Source organism: Mycobacteroides abscessus ATCC 19977 (assembly GCF_000069185.1).
In the GTDB taxonomy this organism is placed as follows: domain Bacteria; phylum Actinomycetota; class Actinomycetes; order Mycobacteriales; family Mycobacteriaceae; genus Mycobacterium; species Mycobacterium abscessus.
The window spans coordinates 3,270,157-3,289,933 of the sequence record NC_010397.1; the positions used below are offsets into that span (position 1 = coordinate 3,270,157).

The window sequence follows — 19,777 nt, forward strand, 5'->3', positions numbered from 1 at the left end:
TTATCGAATCTGCCCGCGCAGCATGACGAGGTCTGGACTCGCCAGCACCCCCGGACCGGTCCGGGGGTCCGCGCGGTATCCGAGGAGATCGGCCGGTGCCCCATGCTCCAGGCCCGGTCGGCCCAGCCAGCTCCGCGCCCGCCACGAGGCCGCACCCAGCGCATCGGTGGGACTCATGCCAATCCTGGTGAGTGCGGCAACCTCATCGGAGATGCGTCCGTGCGCGATCGAGCCGCCGGCATCGGTACCGGCGTAGATCGGGATACCCGCGTCGTACGCGTTTCCGAAGGTCGTGTGCAGACCCGCATACAGATCGCGCATGTGTTGCGCGTACTTCGGGTATTTACCGGCCTTGTCCGCAATACCGGGGAAGTTCTCGATATTGATGACGGTCGGGACGAGCGCGGTGCCATGTTCGACCATCAGGGCGATGGTGTCGTCGGTGAGACCGGTGCCGTGCTCGATGCAATCGATGCCGGCGTGAATGAGGCCAGGCAGCGCGTCCTCGCCGAAGACATGCGCGGTGACACGTGCACCATTGGCGTGCGCGGCATCGATGGCCTGTTTGAGGATCTTGTCCGACCATAGCGGCGCTAGATCACCGACGGCGCGATCGATCCAGTCCCCCACCAGTTTCACCCAACCGTCACCCCAACGCGCCTGGAGCGCAACAGCTTCCGGAAGTTGCGCGTCGTCCTCGATATCGAGGGGCAGCCCTGGGATGTAACGCTTGGGCTTGGCCAGGTGCCTGCCCGCCCGGATGATCCGCGGCAGGTCTTCTCGCTCGTCGAAACCACGGGTATCCACCGGTGATCCGGCGTCGCGCAGAAGCAGGGCACCCACCTCACGCTCGGCTTCGGCTTGCGCGACCGCCTCTTCGAGCGAGGTCGGCCCCTGCGGACCGATTCCCACGTGGCAGTGGGCATCGACAAGTCCGGGCAACAACCAGCCGCCGTCAAAGACGGTGTCGGCGTCCGCAATCGGCTCGATGCTGATGACGCCGTCGTGCACCCACAGATCGATTGGCTCCTCGGACGGGAGAGTACGTCCACGCAGGTGCGCGCGCATCGGGCTCAGTTCTTGGGGAACTTGAGCTTCGAGATGTCGATATCGGCCAGACCCGGGGGCAGTTCGCCCAGACCTTCGGGCATGCCGGACAGGTCGGGGAATCCGGCCGGCATTCCGCCGGGAAGCCCAGCCATACCGGGGAAGCCACCCTTCAGCTTCGGCGCAGTGGGGCCCCGTGAGCCCTTCTTGCCCTTCTTGTTGTTCTTGCCGCCCTTGCGGTTGCTCTTGCGATTGATGGCGCCCATGCCCATGCGGCCCGCCATGGACGACATCATCTTGCGCGCCTCGAAGAAGCGGTCCACCAGCTGGTTGACCTCGGATACCGCGACCCCGGAGCCGTTGGCGATACGCAGCCGGCGGGAGGCGTTGATGATCTTCGGATCGGCCCGTTCGGCGGGTGTCATACCGCGGATGATGGCCTGCACCCGGTCGAGTTGCTTATCGTCGACGGCGGCCAACGCATCCTTCATCTGGCCGGCGCCGGGCAGCATGCCCAGCAGGTTGCCGATAGGACCCATCTTGCGGATCGCCAGCATCTGCTCCAGGAAGTCCTCGAGCGTAAGTTCCCCCGAGGTGATCTTCTCGGCGGCTGCCAGGGATTGCTCGGCATCGAAGTGTTGTTCGGCCTGCTCGATCAGGGACAGCAGGTCACCCATGCCCAGAATGCGGCTGGCCATCCGATCGGGGTGGAAGACGTCGAAGTCCTCCAGCTTTTCCCCGGTCGACGCGAACAGGATCGGCGTCCCGGTGATCTCGCGTACGGAGAGCGCGGCACCACCACGGGCGTCGCCGTCGAGCTTGGTCAGCACCACGCCGGTGAACCCGACGCCTTCACGGAAGGCCTCGGCGGTGCTCACCGCGTCCTGGCCGATCATGGCGTCGAGGACGAACAGCACCTCGTCGGGGTCGACAGCATCGCGAATGCGGGCCGCCTGGTCCATTAGTTCGGCGTCGATGCCGAGACGGCCGGCGGTGTCGACGAGCACCACGTCGAAGTGCTGGGCCTTGGCATGTGCCAGGCCATCGCGAGCCACCGCGACCGGATCGCCGACCAGCGAGCCGACCTCCAGGCCTCCGTCCGCGGTACCGGGGTGAGGGGCGTAGACCGACACGCCGGCGCGCTCACCGACCACCTGCAGCTGGTTGACGGCACCGGGACGCTGCAGGTCGCAGGCCACCAGAAGTGGGGTATGCCCTTGTCCCTTAAGCCATTTCGCGAGCTTTCCGGCAAGTGTCGTCTTACCGGCACCCTGCAGACCCGCGAGCATGACAACGGTCGGCGGAGTCTTGGCAAAGGCCAGCTGGCGGGTCTCCCCACCGAGGATGCCGATCAGCTCCTCGTTGACGATCTTGACGACCTGCTGCGCCGGGTTCAGTGCACCGGACACCTCGGCGCCCTTGGCGCGCTCCTTGATGCGGGTGATGAAGGTACGGACGACGGGCAGGGCCACATCGGCTTCGAGCAGCGCCAGCCGGATGGTCCGGCAGGTCGCGTCGATATCGGCGTCGGACAGACGTCCCTTGCCCCGTAGGCCGGCAAGGGCGTCGGTCAACCGGTCAGACAGCGATTCAAACACGTCGACCAGCCTAGCTGGCCACCCTCTTCCTGCCGACACGCCGTGTTCTGCGCGAGCTACTCGACCGATGCGTCAACAAACGGCGTGTCGACGCTAGGAGGCGGCCGCCTTCTTCGGCTGCGGCGCGACCGCCGGCAGCACCGAGGCGATCGCCGCTTCCAATACCGCCTGCTCGGGTCCGGTGCTCAGGCAGAACGTGTCGACGACCGAAGAGCCGAGGGTGTTGACCTTGGCCCACGCGATGTCCACGCCGTGACGCTCCAGTGTCGCGGTGATGCGCGCCAGCAGACCCGGCGCATCGGACGTGCGGATCTCCACGATCTGCTGGTCGGCGTTGCCGGCAGGCTCGAACCACCGGATGCGGGGTGGGGCGGGCGCGTAGTTTGTGGGCACCGCCGGCGCGGCGTCCCCGACGACGCCGGTGGCGAACTGCGCGGACTCGCGTTCGCGCTCATCGAGGGCCGCGATGATGTCGGTATCGCCATCGATGGCCGAGATGAGTTGCTGGCGCAACAGCCCGGCCGCCGGAGGCGAACCAAACCGTGGCGACACCTCGAAGGTGTTGATGGCCGACCCGGCATGGCTGGCCACCGAGGCGGAAAACACCCGCAGCGAGTTCAGCGACAACACCCCGGCAGCTTTGGAGAGCAGGCCGCGCTGATCGGGCGCGATCAGGCTCACGATGTACATGTGCGGCGAACCGGCCGGCACCAGCCGCACCTGCACTCCCCCGTCGGCGGCCAATGAAAGCAGCTCCGGGTCAATGGGATCTGGTTCGGGCAGCTGCTCTCCACGCATCACGAGCCGGCATTTGCGCACCAACTCTCCGATCAGCGAGGCCTTCCAGTCGCCCCACACTCCGGGGCCGGTCGCCAGCGAATCGGCCTCGGCAAGCTGCTGCAGCAGCTCCAGAAGCAGCAGGTCACCGCCGAGTGTATTGACCACGCCATCAATGGTTTCCGGGTCAGCCAAGTCGCGCCGCGTCGCGGTGTTGGGCAGCAGCAGGTGGTACCGCACGATCTTGGAAAGCAGCTCGACGTCTGAGGGCCACAGCCCCAGCCTGGTGCCGATCTGCACGGCCAGATCCGCGCCGACGACACTGTGGTCACCGCCACGGCCCTTGCCGATGTCATGGACCAACGCGCCGAGAACCAACAGGTCGGGCCGGGAGACTCTGGTGGTGAAGGCGCTGGCCTGCACCACCGTCTCGACGAGATGCCTGTCGACGGTCCAGATGTGGACGATGTCGCGCGGGGGCAGGTCGCGCACCGGTCCCCATTCAGGAAACAGCCTGCCCCACAGCCCGGTTCGATCCAAAGCCTCGATGGTGGCCAACGCGGGACGCCCGGACTCCAGCAGCACCAGCAGATCCTTGAGAGCCTCACGGGGCCACGGCGTGCGTAGTTCGGGCGCCGACTCGGCCAAACGTGCCAGGGTGGACGCCGCAATCGGCAGACCGGTGGTCGCCGACGCCGCCGCCACCCGCAAGATCAGCGATGGGTCACGCTCAGGGCGGGCGTCGCGGGCCAGCACCACCTCGCCGGCATGCTCCACCACCCCTTCGTCGATCGGACGCCGAACCGTACGCCGCAGCGCCGAGATACCGCGCCGCGGAATGGAATTGGCGGCCGCGCGCAAACCCACATCCACCGAATAGCTGATGGTACGAGCGGCATCGGAGAGCATCCGGGCCAGATCGAAGCGATCACCGATGCGCAATGCCGCACCGATCTCGTCGGCGAACTGAGCCAGCAGCTGGTCGCGTTCCCGCCCGGCGACACGATGTAATTCGGTGCGCACATCCAGAATCACCGAATGCGCACCGTCGAAGGACTTGGCCAGCCCGCTGTCGGTGAGCTGGGCAATGGCCAACGCGCGCAACAACTGAACATCACGCAAGCCCCCGCGGCCCGACTTCAGGTCGGGTTCGGCGCGGTGGGCGATCTCGCCACTGCGCCGCCATCTGGCCTGGGTGTACTCAACCAGTTCGTCCAGTCGCGTCCGGATCTGCGAACGCCACTGCTGGCGCACGCCGCCGATCATCAGGCTGGACAGCTGCGCATCACCGGCGATATGCCTGGCGTCGAGGAGAGCCAGGGCCGCCGACATCTCCTGCCCGGCCACATGCAAGGTGTCGGCAACCGTGCGGACACTGTGATCCAGCCGAATATTGGCGTCCCACAATGGGTACCACAGGCCGTCGGCCACCTCGCTGAGAGTTTCCGGCGCAATGTTCTCGTCGTGCAACAGCACCAGATCCAGGTCTGAGTACGGCAGCATTTCGCGGCGACCCAATCCACCGAGTGCCACGATGGCGAATCCACTGGAGTCGGTGATGCCGACCTCGGCGGCCTTTGTCGTCAGCCACAGCTCATTGAGGTCGGTCATCGCCTCCCTGATAGCAGCGGCATTCAGCCGACCGCTATCGCCGAGCAGCTGCGCCCTGGCGGCCACGAGGTCCGTTGCGGCGCCCATGTGATTACCGTTCCGTTTGTCGTACTGAGCGGTTAGAGGGCATCGGCGCCCCGCTCGCCGGTGCGCACCCGCACCACCGAGTCCACCGGGCTCACCCACACCTTGCCGTCGCCGATCTTGCCGGTGCGTGCGGCGGTCACGATGACCTCCACCACCTTGTCGACGGCGCTATCGTCCACCACTACCTCGACACGAACTTTCGGCACGAAGTCCACCGAGTATTCGGCGCCGCGGTACACCTCGGTGTGGCCCTTCTGCCGGCCGTAGCCCTGCACCTCGCTCACCGTCATGCCGAGGATGCCTGCCTGCTCCAGGCCGGTCTTGACATCTTCGAGTGTGAACGGTTTGACGATCGCGGTGACCAGCTTCATGTCTTCCTCTTTCTCCCTAGTCCGAGCTGCCCGAGCTGACGTGGCGGCCGATGACCGAACCACTTCCCAGTGCGACAAAGTCGTATGCACCCTCAGCGTGTTGGGATTCGTCGGCGCCAGCCGCCTCTCCCTCGTCGCTGATGCGCAGGCCAATGGTGTACTTCACGATGAAAGCAACGATAGCGGTGCCTATCGCCGAGTAGAGCAGAACCGCCCCGGCACCAACCGCTTGACGCCACAACTGTTCTAGACCGCCGCCGTAGAAAAGGCCCGCCACTGCCGCTCCGGTCTCGGGCGCGGCGAACAAACCGATGAGCAATGTGCCGACAATTCCGCCCACCAGGTGCACACCGACCACGTCCAGGGAGTCGTCGAAGCCCAACCGGTATTTCAGGCCCACCGCCAATGCGCACAGGATGCCAGCGATGGCACCAATGGCAAGGGCGCCAAGCACATTCACCGACGAACAGGACGGCGTGATGGCCACCAAACCAGCGACGATTCCCGATGCCGCACCCAGCGAGGTGGCGTGCCCGTCGCGAATCCGCTCGGTGAGCAGCCAGCCGAGCATGGCGGCGGCGGTGGCCACGGTGGTGGTCACAAAGGTCGAACCGGCCAATCCGTTGGCGCTGGTGGCCGATCCGGCGTTGAACCCGTACCAGCCGAACCACAGCAGCCCCGCACCGAGCATGACGAACGGCAGGTTGTGGGGCCGCATCGGCGTGCCCGGCCAGCCCTTGCGCTTGCCGAGGATCAAGGCCAACACCAGACCCGCGGTACCGGCATTGATATGCACCGCGGTACCACCGGCGAAGTCGATTGCCTTGAGCTGGTTGGCAATCCAGCCGCCCTTCTCCGCAGCGGCACCATCGAAGGCGAACACCCAGTGCGCCACCGGGAAGTAGACGACGGTGACCCACAAGCCCGCGAACAGCAGCCACGATCCAAACTTCAGGCGGTCGGCGACCGCACCGGAGATGAGGGCGACGGTGATGATCGCGAACATGAGCTGAAACGCCACGAACACCGTGGCCGGGAGAGTCCCGACCAAGGGGATGTTGACCACCTCGGCGGCCTCGACGCCGTTGGCCGGGTCGGCCACCACAGCCTCGGCGGCGTTGCCACCGATGAGTCCCTTGAGTCCGAGGAACTGCGCCGGGTTGCCGAACAGGCCCGAGACGTCGTTCCCGAAGGCCATCGAGTACCCGTACAGCACCCACAGCACCGTCACCAGGCCCATGGCGCTGATACTCATCATGATCATGTTGAGCACGTTCTTCGCGCGGACCATGCCGCCGTAGAAGAAGGCCAGACCGGGTGTCATCAATAACACCAGCGCGGCGCTGGCCAGCATCCACGCGGTATCCCCGGTATTCGGGACACCCATTGACGGGAAACCATCCACTAGCGGCATTCCTCTCAGGAAATCTCAGCAGGTTGCGCTAGGAACAATGCGCAGCGGATGTTTCCGAGAGGGCGCGCGTGTGTTTCGCGTCTGTTACCGGTTGTCGTCTAGCCCAGTAGAGCGTCGACGAAGGCGGGCGGCTCGAACGGGGCCAAATCGTCCGGCCCCTCCCCCAAGCCAACCAGCTTCACCGGCACGCCGAGTTCGCGCTGCACGTGAAAGACAATGCCGCCCTTGGCTGTTCCATCAAGTTTGGTAAGTGCCACCCCGGTGATGTCTACCACGTCAGCGAACACCCGAGCCTGCGCCAACCCGTTCTGTCCGATGGTCGAGTCCAATACCAGCAGCACCTCGTCGACATCTGCGCGGCGTTCCACGACGCGCTTGATCTTGCCGAGCTCGTCCATGAGGCCGGTCTTGGTGTGCAATCGACCGGCGGTGTCGACGACCACCACGTCGGCGCCCTCCCGGATACCGGCATCGACGGCGTCGAAGGCGACCGAGGCGGGGTCGGCACCCTCGGCGCCCCGAACCACCTGCGCACCGACGCGCTGCCCCCAGGCCTGGAGCTGATCGGCGGCGGCGGCACGGAACGTGTCCGCCGCGCCCAGTACCACCCGGCGCCCGTCGGCGACAAGCACACGCGCCAGCTTGCCGACCGTGGTGGTCTTGCCGGTGCCGTTCACACCGACGATGAGCAGCACCGACGGTTTGTCGTTGTGCGGCAGCGCCTTGATCGATCGGTCAAGCTCGGGCTGCAATTCGTCGATCAGTACCTCGCGCAGCAGCGCCCGGGCCTGCGCCTCGGTGCGCACGCTGCGCGCTGCCATCTCACTGCGCAGCCTGTCCACGATCGAGGCGGTAACCGCGGTGCCGAGGTCGGCGATCAACAGGGTGTCCTCGACCTCTTCCCACGATTCCTCGTCCAGGTCGCCGGCGCCCAGCAGCCCGAGCAGACCCCGACCCACCGCGTTCTGAGAACTGGCCAGACGTCCCCGCAACCGGTCGAGCCGTCCGGCAACCGGCGCGATGTCATCGAGTACGGGCTCAGGCTTCGGGGCCGGCTCGGGTTCGGGTTCAGGCTCCGGCGCGGCCTCGGCCACAGTCTCACCGGGCACGGCCGCCTCCGCCGCCTCCGCCGTCTCAGCCGGCTCCGAGACCTCAACGGGCTCCGGTTCCGCAGCGGGCTCGGGCAGCTGGACGTTCGAGATGGTGCGCCGCGGCGCGTCGCGCGGAATTTCGGCGTCATCACCCACGGTGGGCAACGGGGCCGCTTGCGCGCCTCCCTCGCTGAAGGTGATGGTGGAACCGGCGGTGTATCCGCCGGATCGGTCGGTCGGTGTGGCGCCCTCGGTGATCCCCGTGTTTTTGTCCGAACGTGTCAGGCTGATACGACGGGAGCGGTAACGCACCAGTCCGAAGACCAATGCGGCAACAACCACGACGGCAACGATCGCAATGGCGATCCACACTTCAAGAGGCACCAGGGCATTGTTACAGGAACGCAAGAAGCGCCACATTGACGCCTGCCTGAGCGATCCAGTGCAGTACGTCACCCGCACCACGGGACTGGAGCGGCTCGACCTGCCCTATATGGCGTTACCCAACTCCAGTCTCGCCGGCGTCGACTTGTCCACCGAGTTCTTGGGCAGGCGGCTGGCTGCTCCGGTGCTCATCGGTGCCATGACCGGCGGCGCGAAGCTCGCGGCCACCATCAACCGAAACTTGGCCGCGGCCGCCCAGGAGCTCGGCATCGGCATGATGCTCGGTTCGCAGCGGGTGATGCTGGTGGAACCGGACAGCGCCGATACTTTCGCGGTACGTGAGGTCGCTCCCGACATCCTGCTCATCGGCAATATCGGGCTCGCACAGCTGGGCAACATAGCCCCGGCCGCTCAGCTCAACTCCCTGGTACGGCGGGTGGGTGCCGACGCGCTGGCGGTGCACACCAACCCCCTGCAAGAGGCCGTGCAACCCGGAGGCGATACCGACTTCACCGGGCAGGTGTATCGCCTCGCCGAACTGACCCATGCGGTCGAATTCCCGGTGCTTCTCAAGGAAGTCGGCCACGGCATCAGCGGGGCCGCCGCACGCCGGCTCGGCGGATGCCGACTGGCGGCGATCGACGTCGCGGGCGCCGGCGGCACCTCGTGGGCGCGCGTCGAGCAGTTCGTGCGGTTCGGCGCGATCACCTCTCCCGAACTTGCCGAGTGGGGCATCCCAACCGCCGAAGCCCTGGTCGAGGTGCATGCCGAGCTACCGCATATGCCCCTGATCGGATCGGGCGGCATCCGTACCGGCATGGACGCCGCCAAGGCGATCGCACTGGGCGCCAGCGTGGTGTCGGTTGCCCTGCCGCTCCTGGCTCCGGCGGTGCAGTCGCCCCAGGCCGTGGTCGCCTGGCTACAGCAGTTCCTGGACGAGCTACGCATCGCCATGCACTGCGCCGACGTCAGCACCATCGCGGATCTGCGGCGAATTTCCCTGCGTCCCCGTTCAAGCCCCCGCTAAACACGGGAAACCCGTCATACACTGCGGGAGTCACACCGTGTTGGCTGTGTGTTTTGGGTCCCAGGAGGTTCTTGGCATGAATATCCAATTCGGGGGACGTAAAAAGTTTCGGGCCCAGCAGGTTCGAGGGCTGACGCGCACCGTTGCGGTGGTCGTCGCTGTGTTGTTGGTATCCGCTGGTCTGGTGCGGGCCCCCAGTGCACGCGCCGATGGCCTACTCGATTTCACCGGAACCACCGTGTCGGGTGCGCCGTTCAACGGCGCCAGCCTCAAGGGCAAACCCGTAGTGCTGTGGTTCTGGGCGGCATACTGCCCGTTCTGCAATGGCGAGGGGCCGCATGTGAGTGCGGTGTCGGCGGCCAATCCCCGCGTCACGTTCGTCGGCATCTCCGGCCGCGGATCGGTCGGGGAAATGGAGGCGTTCATCTCGCGCTACAACCTCCATTTCACCAACCTCAATGACGCCGACGGCTCGCTGTGGCGGCAGTTCGGGGTGCCCTGGCAACCCGCGTACCTGTTCATCAACTCCAACGGAACCTCGGACTTTGTGAACAACCCCACATCGTCGATGTCCGAACAGGAGCTCAGTGACCGGGTGAAGGCACTGACCTGACGTCTCTGGCCTTCGCAGCGGGGCTGATCGCCGCGCTCAACCCGTGCGGCTTCGCCTTACTGCCGGTCTACCTCGCGCTCGTGGTGCGTGGGCCCGGTGCCGAGATCGGGAAGTCGCAGGCACTGGCCCGGGCGGTCATCGCCACGGTGGTGATGGCCGGTGGGTTCGTCGCGGTGTTCACCGTCTTCGGGCTGCTGACGGTCTCGGTGGCCTCCGTCATACAGCGTTATTTACCTTTTGTGACAGTGGTTTTCGGAATCGGCCTGGTGATTCTGGGCCTCTGGCTGCTGGCGGGCCGCGACATCATCGCATTGATGCCCAAGATGCTGGACGCGAACGCACCCACGACGCGGCTGGGCTCGATGTTCGGCTATGGGGTGGGCTACGCGGTGGCCTCGCTCTCATGCACCATCGGCCCGTTCCTGGCGGTGACGAGCACGACCTTCGAAAGTGGCTCCCTGTTCGACGGCGTCATGGTCTACCTGGCATATGCCTCCGGCATCACCCTGGTGGTGGGGACCCTGGCGGTGTCCACGGCGCTGGCCAGCACAATGCTGCTGAAGGCGATGCGCCGCGCATTGCCGTACCTGAACCGGGTCAGCGGCGCCATCCTCATCGTGGTCGGCGCATACGTCGGCTACTACGGCAGCTACGAAGTCAGGCTGTTCCACGCCAATGGCAACCCCGACGATCCGATTATCAACGCGGCCGGGAAGATTCAGCGCACCATCTCCGGCTGGGTCTATCTGCACGGCGCGTGGCCGTGGTTGTTCATCCTCGGGCTGGTGGCGGTCGGCGCGGCGATCTGGTGGCGCACCAACGTTTCGGAACCGCCGAGTAATTAGCCCGCAGGGCGTAGCATCATATGCATGACTAGCAATGAGACCATGGAATCCGAAAAGACTGGGTCCTGTGGCAACCCCAACTGCACCTGCACCGACTGTCAGTGTGGCGCCAGCTGCACCTGCGGTTCCGACAAATAGTCGGTTAGGGAATACCAGCGGCGGACAACCGCGTTCGCCGTGAGGTGACTACCACACCGGAGTTCGCCCCGTTCGGATTCTTCACTCATTACGCGACGGTGGACGCGGACCTGCTGCGGACCGTTGAGAGCCTTGGCTTTGACACCGCCTGGCTGGGCGGCTCGCCGCCTGCCGATTTGCCGTGGATCGATCCATTACTGTCCGCCACCGAGCGGATCCGGATCGTGACCGCGATCGTCAACATCTGGTCGGCGCCCGCACAGCAGGCCGCGCAGTCATGGCAACGGATCCAGCAGGCGCATCCCGGGCGTTTCATCCTGGGCATCGGCGCCGGACACCCCGAGATCGACAGTGGCGTCGCCTACAAGCCGTACAGCGGGCTGGTCGAATACCTCGACGTGCTGGACCAGGCCGGTGTCCCTCAGGAGGGCCGGGCCTTGGCCGCACTCGCGGAGAAGTCGCTGAAACTGGCGGCGCAGCGTTCGGCGCTGGCACACCCCTACCTCACGCCGCCTTCGCATACCCGTTGGGCGCGTGAACTTCTGGGGCCAGATGCGGTCATCGTGCCGGAACAGAAGGTGGTCCTCACCACGGACGCGGACGAGGCCCGCACCTTGGGCCGCCAGGCCCTGGATCTCTACCTGGGCCTGACCAACTACCTGACCATGTTGGAGCGGTTCGCCGGCAGCACGGATGATCTGGTCAAGCCCGGCAGCGACAAGCTGGTAGACACCCTGATCGCCTATGGCACACCGGAACAGATTGCGGCGCGGCTGCAGGAGCACCGGGATGCCGGCGCGACGCAGGTCGCCATTCAGGTACTGGGTGATCCGGCCGACCGCGCCAAGACGCTAGGCGTTTTGGCTCGCGAGCTGGGTCTCTAGCCCGCGCATGCGCTGCGAGACCACCTGCGTGATGCCGTCATCCCGCATGCTGACACCGTAGAGCGCGTCGGCAACTTCCATCGTCGGTTTCTGGTGAGTGATGACGATGAGCTGTGACTTCTCGCGGAGTTGCTCGAACAGGCCGATCAAGCGCTGCAGATTGACGTCATCAAGCGCCGCTTCGACCTCGTCCATCACATAGAAGGGCGAGGGTCGCGCCCGGAAGATGGCCACCAGCATGGCAACAGCGGTCAGCGACTTCTCGCCGCCGGACAGCAGCGAGAGGCGCTTGACCTTCTTGCCCGGCGGCCGCGCTTCCACCTCGATACCCGTGGTGAGCATGTCATTGGGGTCGGTGAGCACCAGTCGTCCCTCACCACCGGGAAATAGTGACGAGAAAACACCCTTGAATTCCCGCTCCACATCGGCGTAGGCCTCCGTGAACACCTGCAGGATTCGCTCGTCGACGTCGGCGACGACATCGAGGAGATCCTTGCGGGCCGCCTTGACGTCCTCGAGCTGCGTGGACAGGAAGTTGTACCGCTCTTCCAGCGCCGCAAACTCTTCCAGGGCAAGGGGATTCACCTTGCCCAGCTCGCGCAGGTCTTTCTCTGCACGCTTGGCACGCCGTTCCTGGGTATCGCGATCGAAGGGCATCGGCAGCGGTGCGCTCACCTGCTCGCCGCGCTCTCGGGCCTGCTCGTACTCATCGATCTCCTGCTGAGACGGCGGCAGCTCGATGTGCGGGCCGTACTCGGCGATGAGGTCATCCGCGGCCATTCCGAACTGTTCGAGCACCTGCTCGGAGAGCTGCTCGATGCGCAGTGCTGCTTGGGCTTTGGCGACCTCGTCACGGTGCAGCGCGTCGGTCAGGCGCGTCTGCGCCTGGGTGAGCTCGCGCACCTGATCGCGGACCGCGCCAATCGCCGAGGTGTGCTGTGCCCGGGTCGCACTGAGTTCATCCCGGCGTGCGGAAGCCGCCGCCACCACGTGCTCGAGGCGAGCCGCCACCATGCGTCCCGATTCGGCCACGGCCGCGGCGACGGCCGCCGCGCGCATCCGTGCCGCGGCAGCCCGCGCCGCCCTGGCCCGTGCTTCACGCTCAGCTACAGCGGCCCGGCGCAACGAATCAGCCTTACCGCGAACGGAGTTCACTCGCTCTTCGGAGGTGCGCACTGCCAGGCGCGCCTCGATCTCGACGGAACGGGCCTCTTCCAGCTCGATGGCCATATCGTCGCGGTCCAGCGGCTCGTCGTCGAATAAGTTGGGCGCCTCTTCGGCGTTGCGCAGCCTCGACTCGACCTCGGCCAGCTCCTCCAACGTCGTGGCGCGGCCCCGCTCCAGCTGATCGCGTTGCAGAGTGAGTTTTTTCACCTCTTCGGCGGCAGCCCGAACCTCCTGGCCGACACGCCCCAGCTGCTCGTACACCGCCGAGATTGCCGCGTCGGATTCGTTGAGCGCTGCCAACGCCTGCTCGGCGGTGTCCTGACGCGCGGTCTGCTCGGCAAGTGCGCCGGCCAACGCGGCGGAGATCTCCCCCACCTGAGTCTCGGTGGCCCGCAGCTCTTCTCTCGCAGCCTCGATGGCCGCCTGAACTTCCAGGGTGCTCTGCTTCTTGTCCGAGCCGCCGGCAACCCAGCCGGCACCGACCCGATCTCCGTCGATCGTCACCGCCCGCAGCAGCGGGTTGGCCAGCACCACGTCAATAGCGGCACCGAGTTCGTCGACAACCACCACCGAGGCGAGCATCGCCGACACCGCAGCCGCCAGCCGCTGGGGCGCCTCCACCAGATCGTTGGCCCAGTGCGCGCCAGGAGGCAGCGTGACGGCGGGGCGGGCACCCGTGTGTGCGGGCCAGTCGCCGAACACGATCGCAGCGCGGCCGCCATCCGAGGACTTGAGGGCCTTCACCGCCTCGTGCGCGGCGGCGGGGTTCTCCGCGGCCACCGCGTCCGCGGCCGGCCCCATCGCCGTGGCGATGGCTCCCTGATAGCCGGGCCGTACCTTGACCAGTTGTGCGATCGATCCGAAAATCCCGGCGCCGCTGCGGTTCTCGGCGAGCCACGCAGATCCGTCCTTGCGTTCCAGACCGATGGCCAGTGCGTCGATACGCGCCTTGAGTGAGGCGATCTGGCGTTCGGCCTGACGTTCCGCCGACTGCAGCTCGGCAACCCGCTCATTGGCGATCGACAACGACGAGATCGAACGCTCGTGGTGCTCGTCGAGCCCGACCTCGCCCTGATCGAGTTCGGCCACCCGCGCTTTGACGGTGTCGAACTCGGTCTGAGCCGCCTCGCCGCGCACCGTCGCCTCAACGATCGACTCGGTCAGCCGCTGCGCTTGACCGTCAATGGATTCCAGCCGGGTACGCATGGTGTCGACCTGGCCGGTGAGCCGGGCCAGGCCCTCCCGACGATCCGCCTCGGCCGCGACGGCCGCCATGTGCTGACGCTGTGCCTGGGCGACCGCGGATTCGCGGGCGGATAACTCGGCCTTGGCCGTGGCCAACTGTTCGGTAACGGTTTCCAGCTGTGCGATCAGCAGGCGCTCCTGCTCCGCGACACGCTCGGCCTGTGCTTCCAGCTCCTCGGGATCGGGTCCGGTCGGTGCGGCCGCCACCTCATCGAGGTGGCTGGCCCTCTCCCCGGCGATCCGGACCGTGGCGCTCACGCGCTCGGCCAGCGCCGAGAGCCGGAACCAGGTCTGCTGGGCCAGCTCGGCCTGCGGTAACAGCTCACCCAGGGCCGTCTCATGTTCTGCCAACAGCGCGGTTGCCACCTCGAGCCTGTCGGTGATCTCCGCGTGTTCCTTGCGTAGCGCCGTCTCGGCGTCGTTGGTCCCGTCGAAATCCGCACGACGGGAGACCAGGTCGTCGGCGGCCAGACGCAGACGGGCATCACGCAGGTCCGCCTGCACGGTGGCAGCGCGGCGTGCGACTTCCGCTTGGCGGCCAAGAGGTTTGAGCTGGCGTCGAAGCTCGGTGGTGAGATCGGTCAACCGCGCCAAATTGGCCGCCATCGACTCGAGCTTGCGGACGGCCTTTTCCTTGCGCTTGCGGTGCTTGAGCACACCGGCCGCCTCCTCGACGAAGGCGCGGCGATCCTCCGGCCGGGACTCCAGGATCTGCGAGAGCCGTCCCTGGCCCACGATCACATGCATTTCACGGCCGATGCCCGAATCGGACAACAGCTCCTGCACGTCCATCAGTCGACAGGTCTGGCCGTTGATCTCGTACTCGCCCGCGCCGTCCCGGAACATGCGGCGGGTAATCGACACCTCGGAGTATTCGATCGGTAGCGCATGGTCGGAGTTGTCGATCGTCAGCGTCACTTCCGCGCGCCCCAGCGGAGCACGGCTGGAGGTGCCGGCGAAGATGACGTCCTCCATCTTGCCGCCGCGCAGCGCCTTGGCGCCCTGCTCACCCATCACCCAGGTCAGGGCGTCCACGACATTGGACTTACCCGAACCATTAGGGCCGACGACACAAGTAATGCCGGGTTCCAAGCGCAGAGTCGTCGGCGAAGCAAAGGACTTGAAGCCCTTCAGCGTCAGACTCTTGAGGTGCACAGCGGGCCAGAATACCGGTCTCGGCGCTATCGCTCGCTAAACCCGGAGATGGGCTCGCCGGGCTCGTGCCAGCTATCCACGACGAGATCGACGCGACCTGGCGTTTCACCGCCATTCAACGTGGCAAGCAGCTGTTCACATGCGACCTGCGTACCCTGCGCGACGACATGTACCCGGCCGTCGCGCGTGTTCGCGGCATATCCGGTCAGGCCGAGTTCAAGGGCACGGGATCGCACCCACCACCGGAACCCGACTCCTTGGACGTGCCCGTGCACCCAGGCGGATAGACGAACCTCAGGGCTCAATACTGAAGTTCACCTCGGCTCCGGCCTTCAGCGTCCGTCCGACGGTGCATACCTGGTCGACGGCACGTTCCACGACGGTCAGCACCCGCTGGCGCTCCTCGGAGGTGAGGCCGCTCAGATCGATCACCATTTTCTCGTCGAGCACCGGGTAGCGCTCCTGCTCCCGATCGGCGGGGCCACTGACCTCGATGCGCACGCGGTAGTCCTCGCCGAGACGGCGCGCGAGCGGCTGGTCGCTGGACATTCCGCTGCAAGCCGCGAGAGCGATCTTGAGCAGCTCACCGGGGGTGAAGACCCCGTCCACCGTCTCCGATCCGATCAGCACTTCCGCGCCCCGGGAGCTGTGCCCCGTGTAGCGCCGATTGCCCGTACGCTCTACCCATAATGACGTCACGCCCGCAATGCTATGTAATCGCCGCCATCACAGCCGCGGCGACTTTCTGCGCTTCATTTTTCTGGGCGCAAACCGCCGCGGCCGAGCCGATCGTGGCGCTAGAGTCACTCTTGCTGCGTCCGTACAGCGAGGTACGGGCGCAGTTGTTGTCTGGTTCGTGGGCTCCCCGAATCGAAGAGCTGGTGTACATCCCGCCGGGCGATCCCAAGATCGTGCCGACATCCGCCATGCGTCAGACGTACACCGTGGTCGACACCTGCTTCACCAAGCGGATTACCCCGATGGGTATTTACGTCCTCCTCGCGTCGCCGGAAAACGTGGAGAAGGTGGGCGCCGACAATTTCCGCGCCACCTACGGGCAGTTGGTACCCAAGTACCGGCCCGGTTGCGACCCCGACGTCCAGCAGATCGATCTCGGCCGTCCGCCGTTCTGACGGATCACTCCTGGAAGCGATAGCCCATCCCCGCCTCGGTGAGCAGATGCTTGGGGTGCGCCGGGTCGATTTCCAGCTTGCGCCGCAGCTGCGCGAGATACACACGCAAGTAATGAGTTTCGGAGCTGTACGCCGGGCCCCATACCTCGTGCAACAGCTCCTTCTGCCCCACCAGCTTTCCACGATTGCGCACCAGCACAGCCAGCATCGACCATTCGGTGGGTGTCAGGTGTACCTCTCTGCCGTCGCGGATCACCTTGTGCGAGGAAAGATCCACGTCGAAGGTCTCGGTATGGACCACCGGCTCGGCACTGTCAGGGGTGCCTCGGCGTACCGCGGCCCGGAGCCGGGCCAAAAACTCATCCATGCCGAAGGGTTTGGTCACGTAATCGTCGGCACCGGCGTCCAACGCCTCCACCTTGTCCGCGGAATCGGTGCGGGCCGAGAGCACGATCACCGGCACGTCGGTCCAGCCACGCAGCCCGGCGAGTACCTCGGTGCCGTCCATATCGGGCAATCCGAGGTCCAGAATGACCACTTCGGGCTGGGTCTCGGCCGCCGCGCGCAGCGCTCCGGCGCCGGAGGAGGCTGTCACTACCTCATATCCGCGTGCCGACAGGTTTATGCGCATGGCGCGCAGAATCTGCGGCTCGTCGTCCACCACCAGCACCCGGGTCATCGGATCGCCCCGGTAGGAGCGGAACCAGCGCTGGGTAGATCCACGATCATGGTCAGTCCGCCGCCAGCCGTGTCGGTCGCATTCACCGTGCCCTCCATCGCTTCCACAAAACCCTTCACCACCGAAAGACCAAGCCCCACACCGACGGTGTTGTCGCGATCGCCGAGCCGCTGGAAAGCATCGAAGGCCGCGCCGCGCTTGGACGCCTCCAACCCCTTACCGTGATCGGCGACGATCACCAACGTGCGGTCATCCACCTCCTCGTGGCTGACCCGCACCTCGCCCTGTGAGTATCGCAGCGCATTGTCGACAAGGTTGGCCAACACACGTTCCAGCAGACCCGGATCTGCCCGTACCACCGCACCGCCCAAGTCCAGGTGCACCCGCTTGCGATCGTTCTCGGTGGCTCCCAACAGGGCGCGCTGCGCGATCTCGTCCACGTACACCGGCACCGCCCGGGGCTTGACGACGCCCGCGGCCAGCCGCGATGAGTCCAGCAGATTGCCCACCAACGCCGTGAGCTGATCGGCCGATTCCTCCACGGTGGCAAGCAATTCGGCGGTGTCCTCCGGCGAGAACTCGATATCGGGACTACGCAGACTCGACACCGCTGCCTTGACGGCAGCCAGTGGCGTGCGCAGGTCGTGGCTGACTGCCGAGAGCAGCGCCCGGCGCAGTCTGTCCGCCTCGGCAAGAGCGGAGGCCTGCGACGCCTCCTCGGCCAGGCGTGCGGAACGCACCAGACCGACTGCGGTTCCCGCGACCACCTGCAACACCCGGGCATCACTCGACGGCACCGGTGGCCCGTTGAGCGCCAACGCATACGCGCCATCGTCCACCCGGAATACCGAATCTGCCTCCGACTCCCGCGTGGGTGGGTCCTCCCCCACGCTGGCCACGGCCGGTCCCTCCGCGCACAGCAGGCTCACCGCGGTCTGGTTGTAGGTGGTCCGCACGCGTTCCAGCAGTGCCGACAGATCCGAATTCACCAGGACCCCGCCGGCGAAGAGCGCCAACAGTTCTGCCTCGCGGGAGGCACGCCGGGCCTGTCGCGCCCGCGTGGCGGCCGCATCCACCAGCGCCGCGACGGCGACCGCGGTCACCATCATCATCAAAATGGTCAGTGCATTATCGGTCTCGCCGATCGTGAAGCTGTACCTCGGCGCAACAAACAAGAAATTGAGCAGCAGCCCGGAAATTACCGCGGAGACCAGCGCAGTCGAGACGCCGCCGAGCAGTGAAACACCTAGTACCGCAATGAGAAACAGGGCACTCTTGCTGCCCACCCCGAAGGCGGTGTCAAAGAAATGGATGAATAACGCGGTGGCGGGTGGCACCAGAATCGCGGCCAGCCAGTTGATGATGAGCCGCTTACGTCCGTCCTGCGGCACCGACCAGCTGCGCAGCCGTCCGGAGGTGTGCCCGTGCGTCACCATGTGGACGTCGATGGCGCCGGAGTCCCGGATGACGGCGGCTGCCACCCCCTCGTCGAGGATCCGTGCCCACCGCGAACGCCGTGAGGTGCCGAGTACCAGCTGAGTCGCGTTGACGCCGCGCGCGAAGTCCAAGAGGGTCTGCGGCACATCGTCACCGGTGACCGCCTGCACGGAGGCTCCAATGTCGTTGGCCAGCCGACGCACCCGCGTCATGACCGCCGTGGAGGCCCCCACCAGGCCGTCACCACGCACCACGTGGACAACGAGAAGTTCGGCACTCGACTTGGCCGCAATACGACTAGCCCGGCGCACCAGCGTCTCTGATTCGGGCCCGCCGGTGACCGCGACCACCACACGCTCACGCGCCTCCCAGGTCTTGGTGATTCTGTTGTCGGAGCGGTATTTGGCCAGCGCCGCGTCCACCTGGTCGGCGAGCCACAACAACGCCAACTCGCGCAGGGCGGTGAGATTGCCGGTCCGGAAGTAGTTACTCAGCGCCGAGCCCACCTTCTCGGGCGCATAGACATTGCCGTGAACCATTCTGCGCCGCAACGCCTCCGGCGTGATGTCGACAAGCTCGACCTGTTCGGCCCGGCGCACCACTGCGTCAGGCACGGTTTCGCGCTGCACGATCCCGGTGATCTGTTCGACGACGTCATTCAGGCTTTCCAGGTGCTGCACGTTGATGGTGGTCAGCACGTCGATCCCCGCATCCAGGATCTCGTCGATGTCCTGCCAACGCTTGGGGTTTCGGCTGCCCGGCACATTGGTGTGTGCCATCTCATCGATGAGCACCAGGGCCGGCCTGCGCTCCAGCACGGCGTCCACGTCCAGCTCATACATCGCTGTTCCGCGGTGGACCATCTCCTTGGGTGGAATGAGCTCCAGCCCATCGAGCAGTTCGGCGGTCTTACTACGACCGTGGGTCTCTACCACCGCGGCCACCACATCGGTTCCGCGCCCGGCCCGGCGATGCGCCTCGTTGAGCATGGCGAAGGTCTTGCCTACACCGGGCGCGGCCCCCAGGTAGATCCGCAACGTCCCGCGTGCGCGAAGACCGTCAGGCACCGTCTCT

16 protein-coding genes are annotated in these 19,777 nt (G+C 66.1%); 5 read left to right on the forward strand and 11 right to left on the reverse strand.

What is annotated here, in order from left to right:
- The 6 genes from MAB_RS16395 to ftsY form a co-directional block, all read right to left on the reverse strand.
- On the reverse strand, window positions 1-1,068 hold the full coding sequence (locus MAB_RS16395) for an amidohydrolase family protein (protein ID WP_005111684.1): 1,068 nt from the start codon (window positions 1,066-1,068) through the stop codon (window positions 1-3).
- Window positions 1,069-1,073: 5 nt separating this feature from the next.
- The gene (gene ffh, locus MAB_RS16400; protein ID WP_005069602.1) at window positions 1,074-2,645 is read right to left on the reverse strand and encodes a signal recognition particle protein; all 1,572 of its coding nucleotides are present in this window, start codon (window positions 2,643-2,645) and stop codon (window positions 1,074-1,076) included.
- A 93-nt stretch (window positions 2,646-2,738) separates the two neighbouring features.
- Window positions 2,739-5,120: a [protein-PII] uridylyltransferase gene (locus tag MAB_RS16405; RefSeq protein ID WP_005081546.1), complete on the reverse strand. Its 2,382-nt coding sequence runs from the start codon at window positions 5,118-5,120 to the stop codon at window positions 2,739-2,741.
- A 32-nt stretch (window positions 5,121-5,152) separates the two neighbouring features.
- On the reverse strand, window positions 5,153-5,491 hold the full coding sequence (locus MAB_RS16410; protein ID WP_005056967.1) for a P-II family nitrogen regulator: 339 nt from the start codon (window positions 5,489-5,491) through the stop codon (window positions 5,153-5,155).
- A gap of 16 nt (window positions 5,492-5,507) precedes the next feature.
- Window positions 5,508-6,878: an ammonium transporter gene (locus tag MAB_RS16415; RefSeq protein ID WP_005087724.1), complete on the reverse strand. Its 1,371-nt coding sequence runs from the start codon at window positions 6,876-6,878 to the stop codon at window positions 5,508-5,510.
- Window positions 6,879-7,003: 125 nt separating this feature from the next.
- A complete protein-coding gene (gene ftsY / locus MAB_RS16420) occupies window positions 7,004-8,416 on the reverse strand; it encodes a signal recognition particle-docking protein FtsY (RefSeq protein ID WP_017555423.1) in 1,413 nt (470 codons plus the stop codon).
- A 22-nt stretch (window positions 8,417-8,438) separates the two neighbouring features.
- On the opposite strand from ftsY, the gene fni reads away from it, so the two are divergent.
- From fni to MAB_RS16440, 4 genes are all read left to right on the forward strand, one after another.
- Window positions 8,439-9,407 carry a type 2 isopentenyl-diphosphate Delta-isomerase gene (gene fni, locus MAB_RS16425; protein WP_005087725.1) on the forward strand — a complete coding sequence of 323 codons (969 nt, stop codon included), beginning with the start codon at window positions 8,439-8,441 and terminating at the stop codon, window positions 9,405-9,407.
- A 76-nt stretch (window positions 9,408-9,483) separates the two neighbouring features.
- Window positions 9,484-10,020: a protein disulfide oxidoreductase gene (locus MAB_RS16430; protein ID WP_005087726.1), complete on the forward strand. Its 537-nt coding sequence runs from the start codon at window positions 9,484-9,486 to the stop codon at window positions 10,018-10,020.
- Window positions 10,017-10,865: a cytochrome c biogenesis CcdA family protein gene (locus tag MAB_RS16435; RefSeq protein ID WP_074232805.1), complete on the forward strand. Its 849-nt coding sequence runs from the start codon at window positions 10,017-10,019 to the stop codon at window positions 10,863-10,865. Before MAB_RS16430 ends, MAB_RS16435 begins: the two co-directional genes overlap by 4 nt.
- A gap of 182 nt (window positions 10,866-11,047) precedes the next feature.
- Complete coding sequence (locus tag MAB_RS16440; RefSeq protein ID WP_005081536.1) at window positions 11,048-11,887, forward strand: TIGR03620 family F420-dependent LLM class oxidoreductase; 840 nt, start codon at window positions 11,048-11,050, stop codon at window positions 11,885-11,887.
- Here the strand turns inward: MAB_RS16440 and smc are convergent.
- The 3 genes from smc to MAB_RS16455 are packed head-to-tail and all read right to left on the reverse strand — an operon-like array spanning window position 11,855 to window position 16,153.
- Window positions 11,855-15,454 carry a chromosome segregation protein SMC gene (gene smc / locus MAB_RS16445; protein ID WP_005111689.1) on the reverse strand — a complete coding sequence of 1,200 codons (3,600 nt, stop codon included), beginning with the start codon at window positions 15,452-15,454 and terminating at the stop codon, window positions 11,855-11,857. The genes MAB_RS16440 and smc overlap by 33 nt on opposite strands.
- Window positions 15,455-15,480: 26 nt before the next feature.
- Window positions 15,481-15,759: an acylphosphatase gene (locus tag MAB_RS16450; RefSeq protein WP_005087730.1), complete on the reverse strand. Its 279-nt coding sequence runs from the start codon at window positions 15,757-15,759 to the stop codon at window positions 15,481-15,483.
- Complete coding sequence (locus MAB_RS16455) at window positions 15,749-16,153, reverse strand: OsmC family protein (protein WP_032667764.1); 405 nt, start codon at window positions 16,151-16,153, stop codon at window positions 15,749-15,751. The genes MAB_RS16450 and MAB_RS16455 overlap by 11 nt, the downstream gene beginning before the upstream one ends.
- Here MAB_RS16455 and MAB_RS16460 point away from each other — a divergent pair.
- A complete protein-coding gene (locus MAB_RS16460) occupies window positions 16,144-16,587 on the forward strand; it encodes a hypothetical protein (protein WP_005056955.1) in 444 nt (147 codons plus the stop codon). The two genes, MAB_RS16455 and MAB_RS16460, sit on opposite strands and share 10 nt — an antisense overlap.
- 4 nt (window positions 16,588-16,591) lie before the next feature.
- On the opposite strand, the gene MAB_RS16465 is transcribed toward MAB_RS16460, so the two are convergent.
- Both MAB_RS16465 and MAB_RS16470 read right to left on the reverse strand, forming a co-directional pair.
- Window positions 16,592-17,266 (reverse strand): response regulator, encoded by a 675-nt coding sequence (locus tag MAB_RS16465; protein WP_005081527.1) that lies wholly within the window; start codon window positions 17,264-17,266, stop codon window positions 16,592-16,594.
- Window positions 17,263-19,770, reverse strand: coding sequence for a sensor histidine kinase (locus MAB_RS16470; RefSeq protein ID WP_005111695.1), 2,508 nt, complete (start codon window positions 19,768-19,770; stop codon window positions 17,263-17,265). Before MAB_RS16470 ends, MAB_RS16465 begins: the two co-directional genes overlap by 4 nt.
- Between the last annotated feature and the right edge of the window lie 7 nt (window positions 19,771-19,777).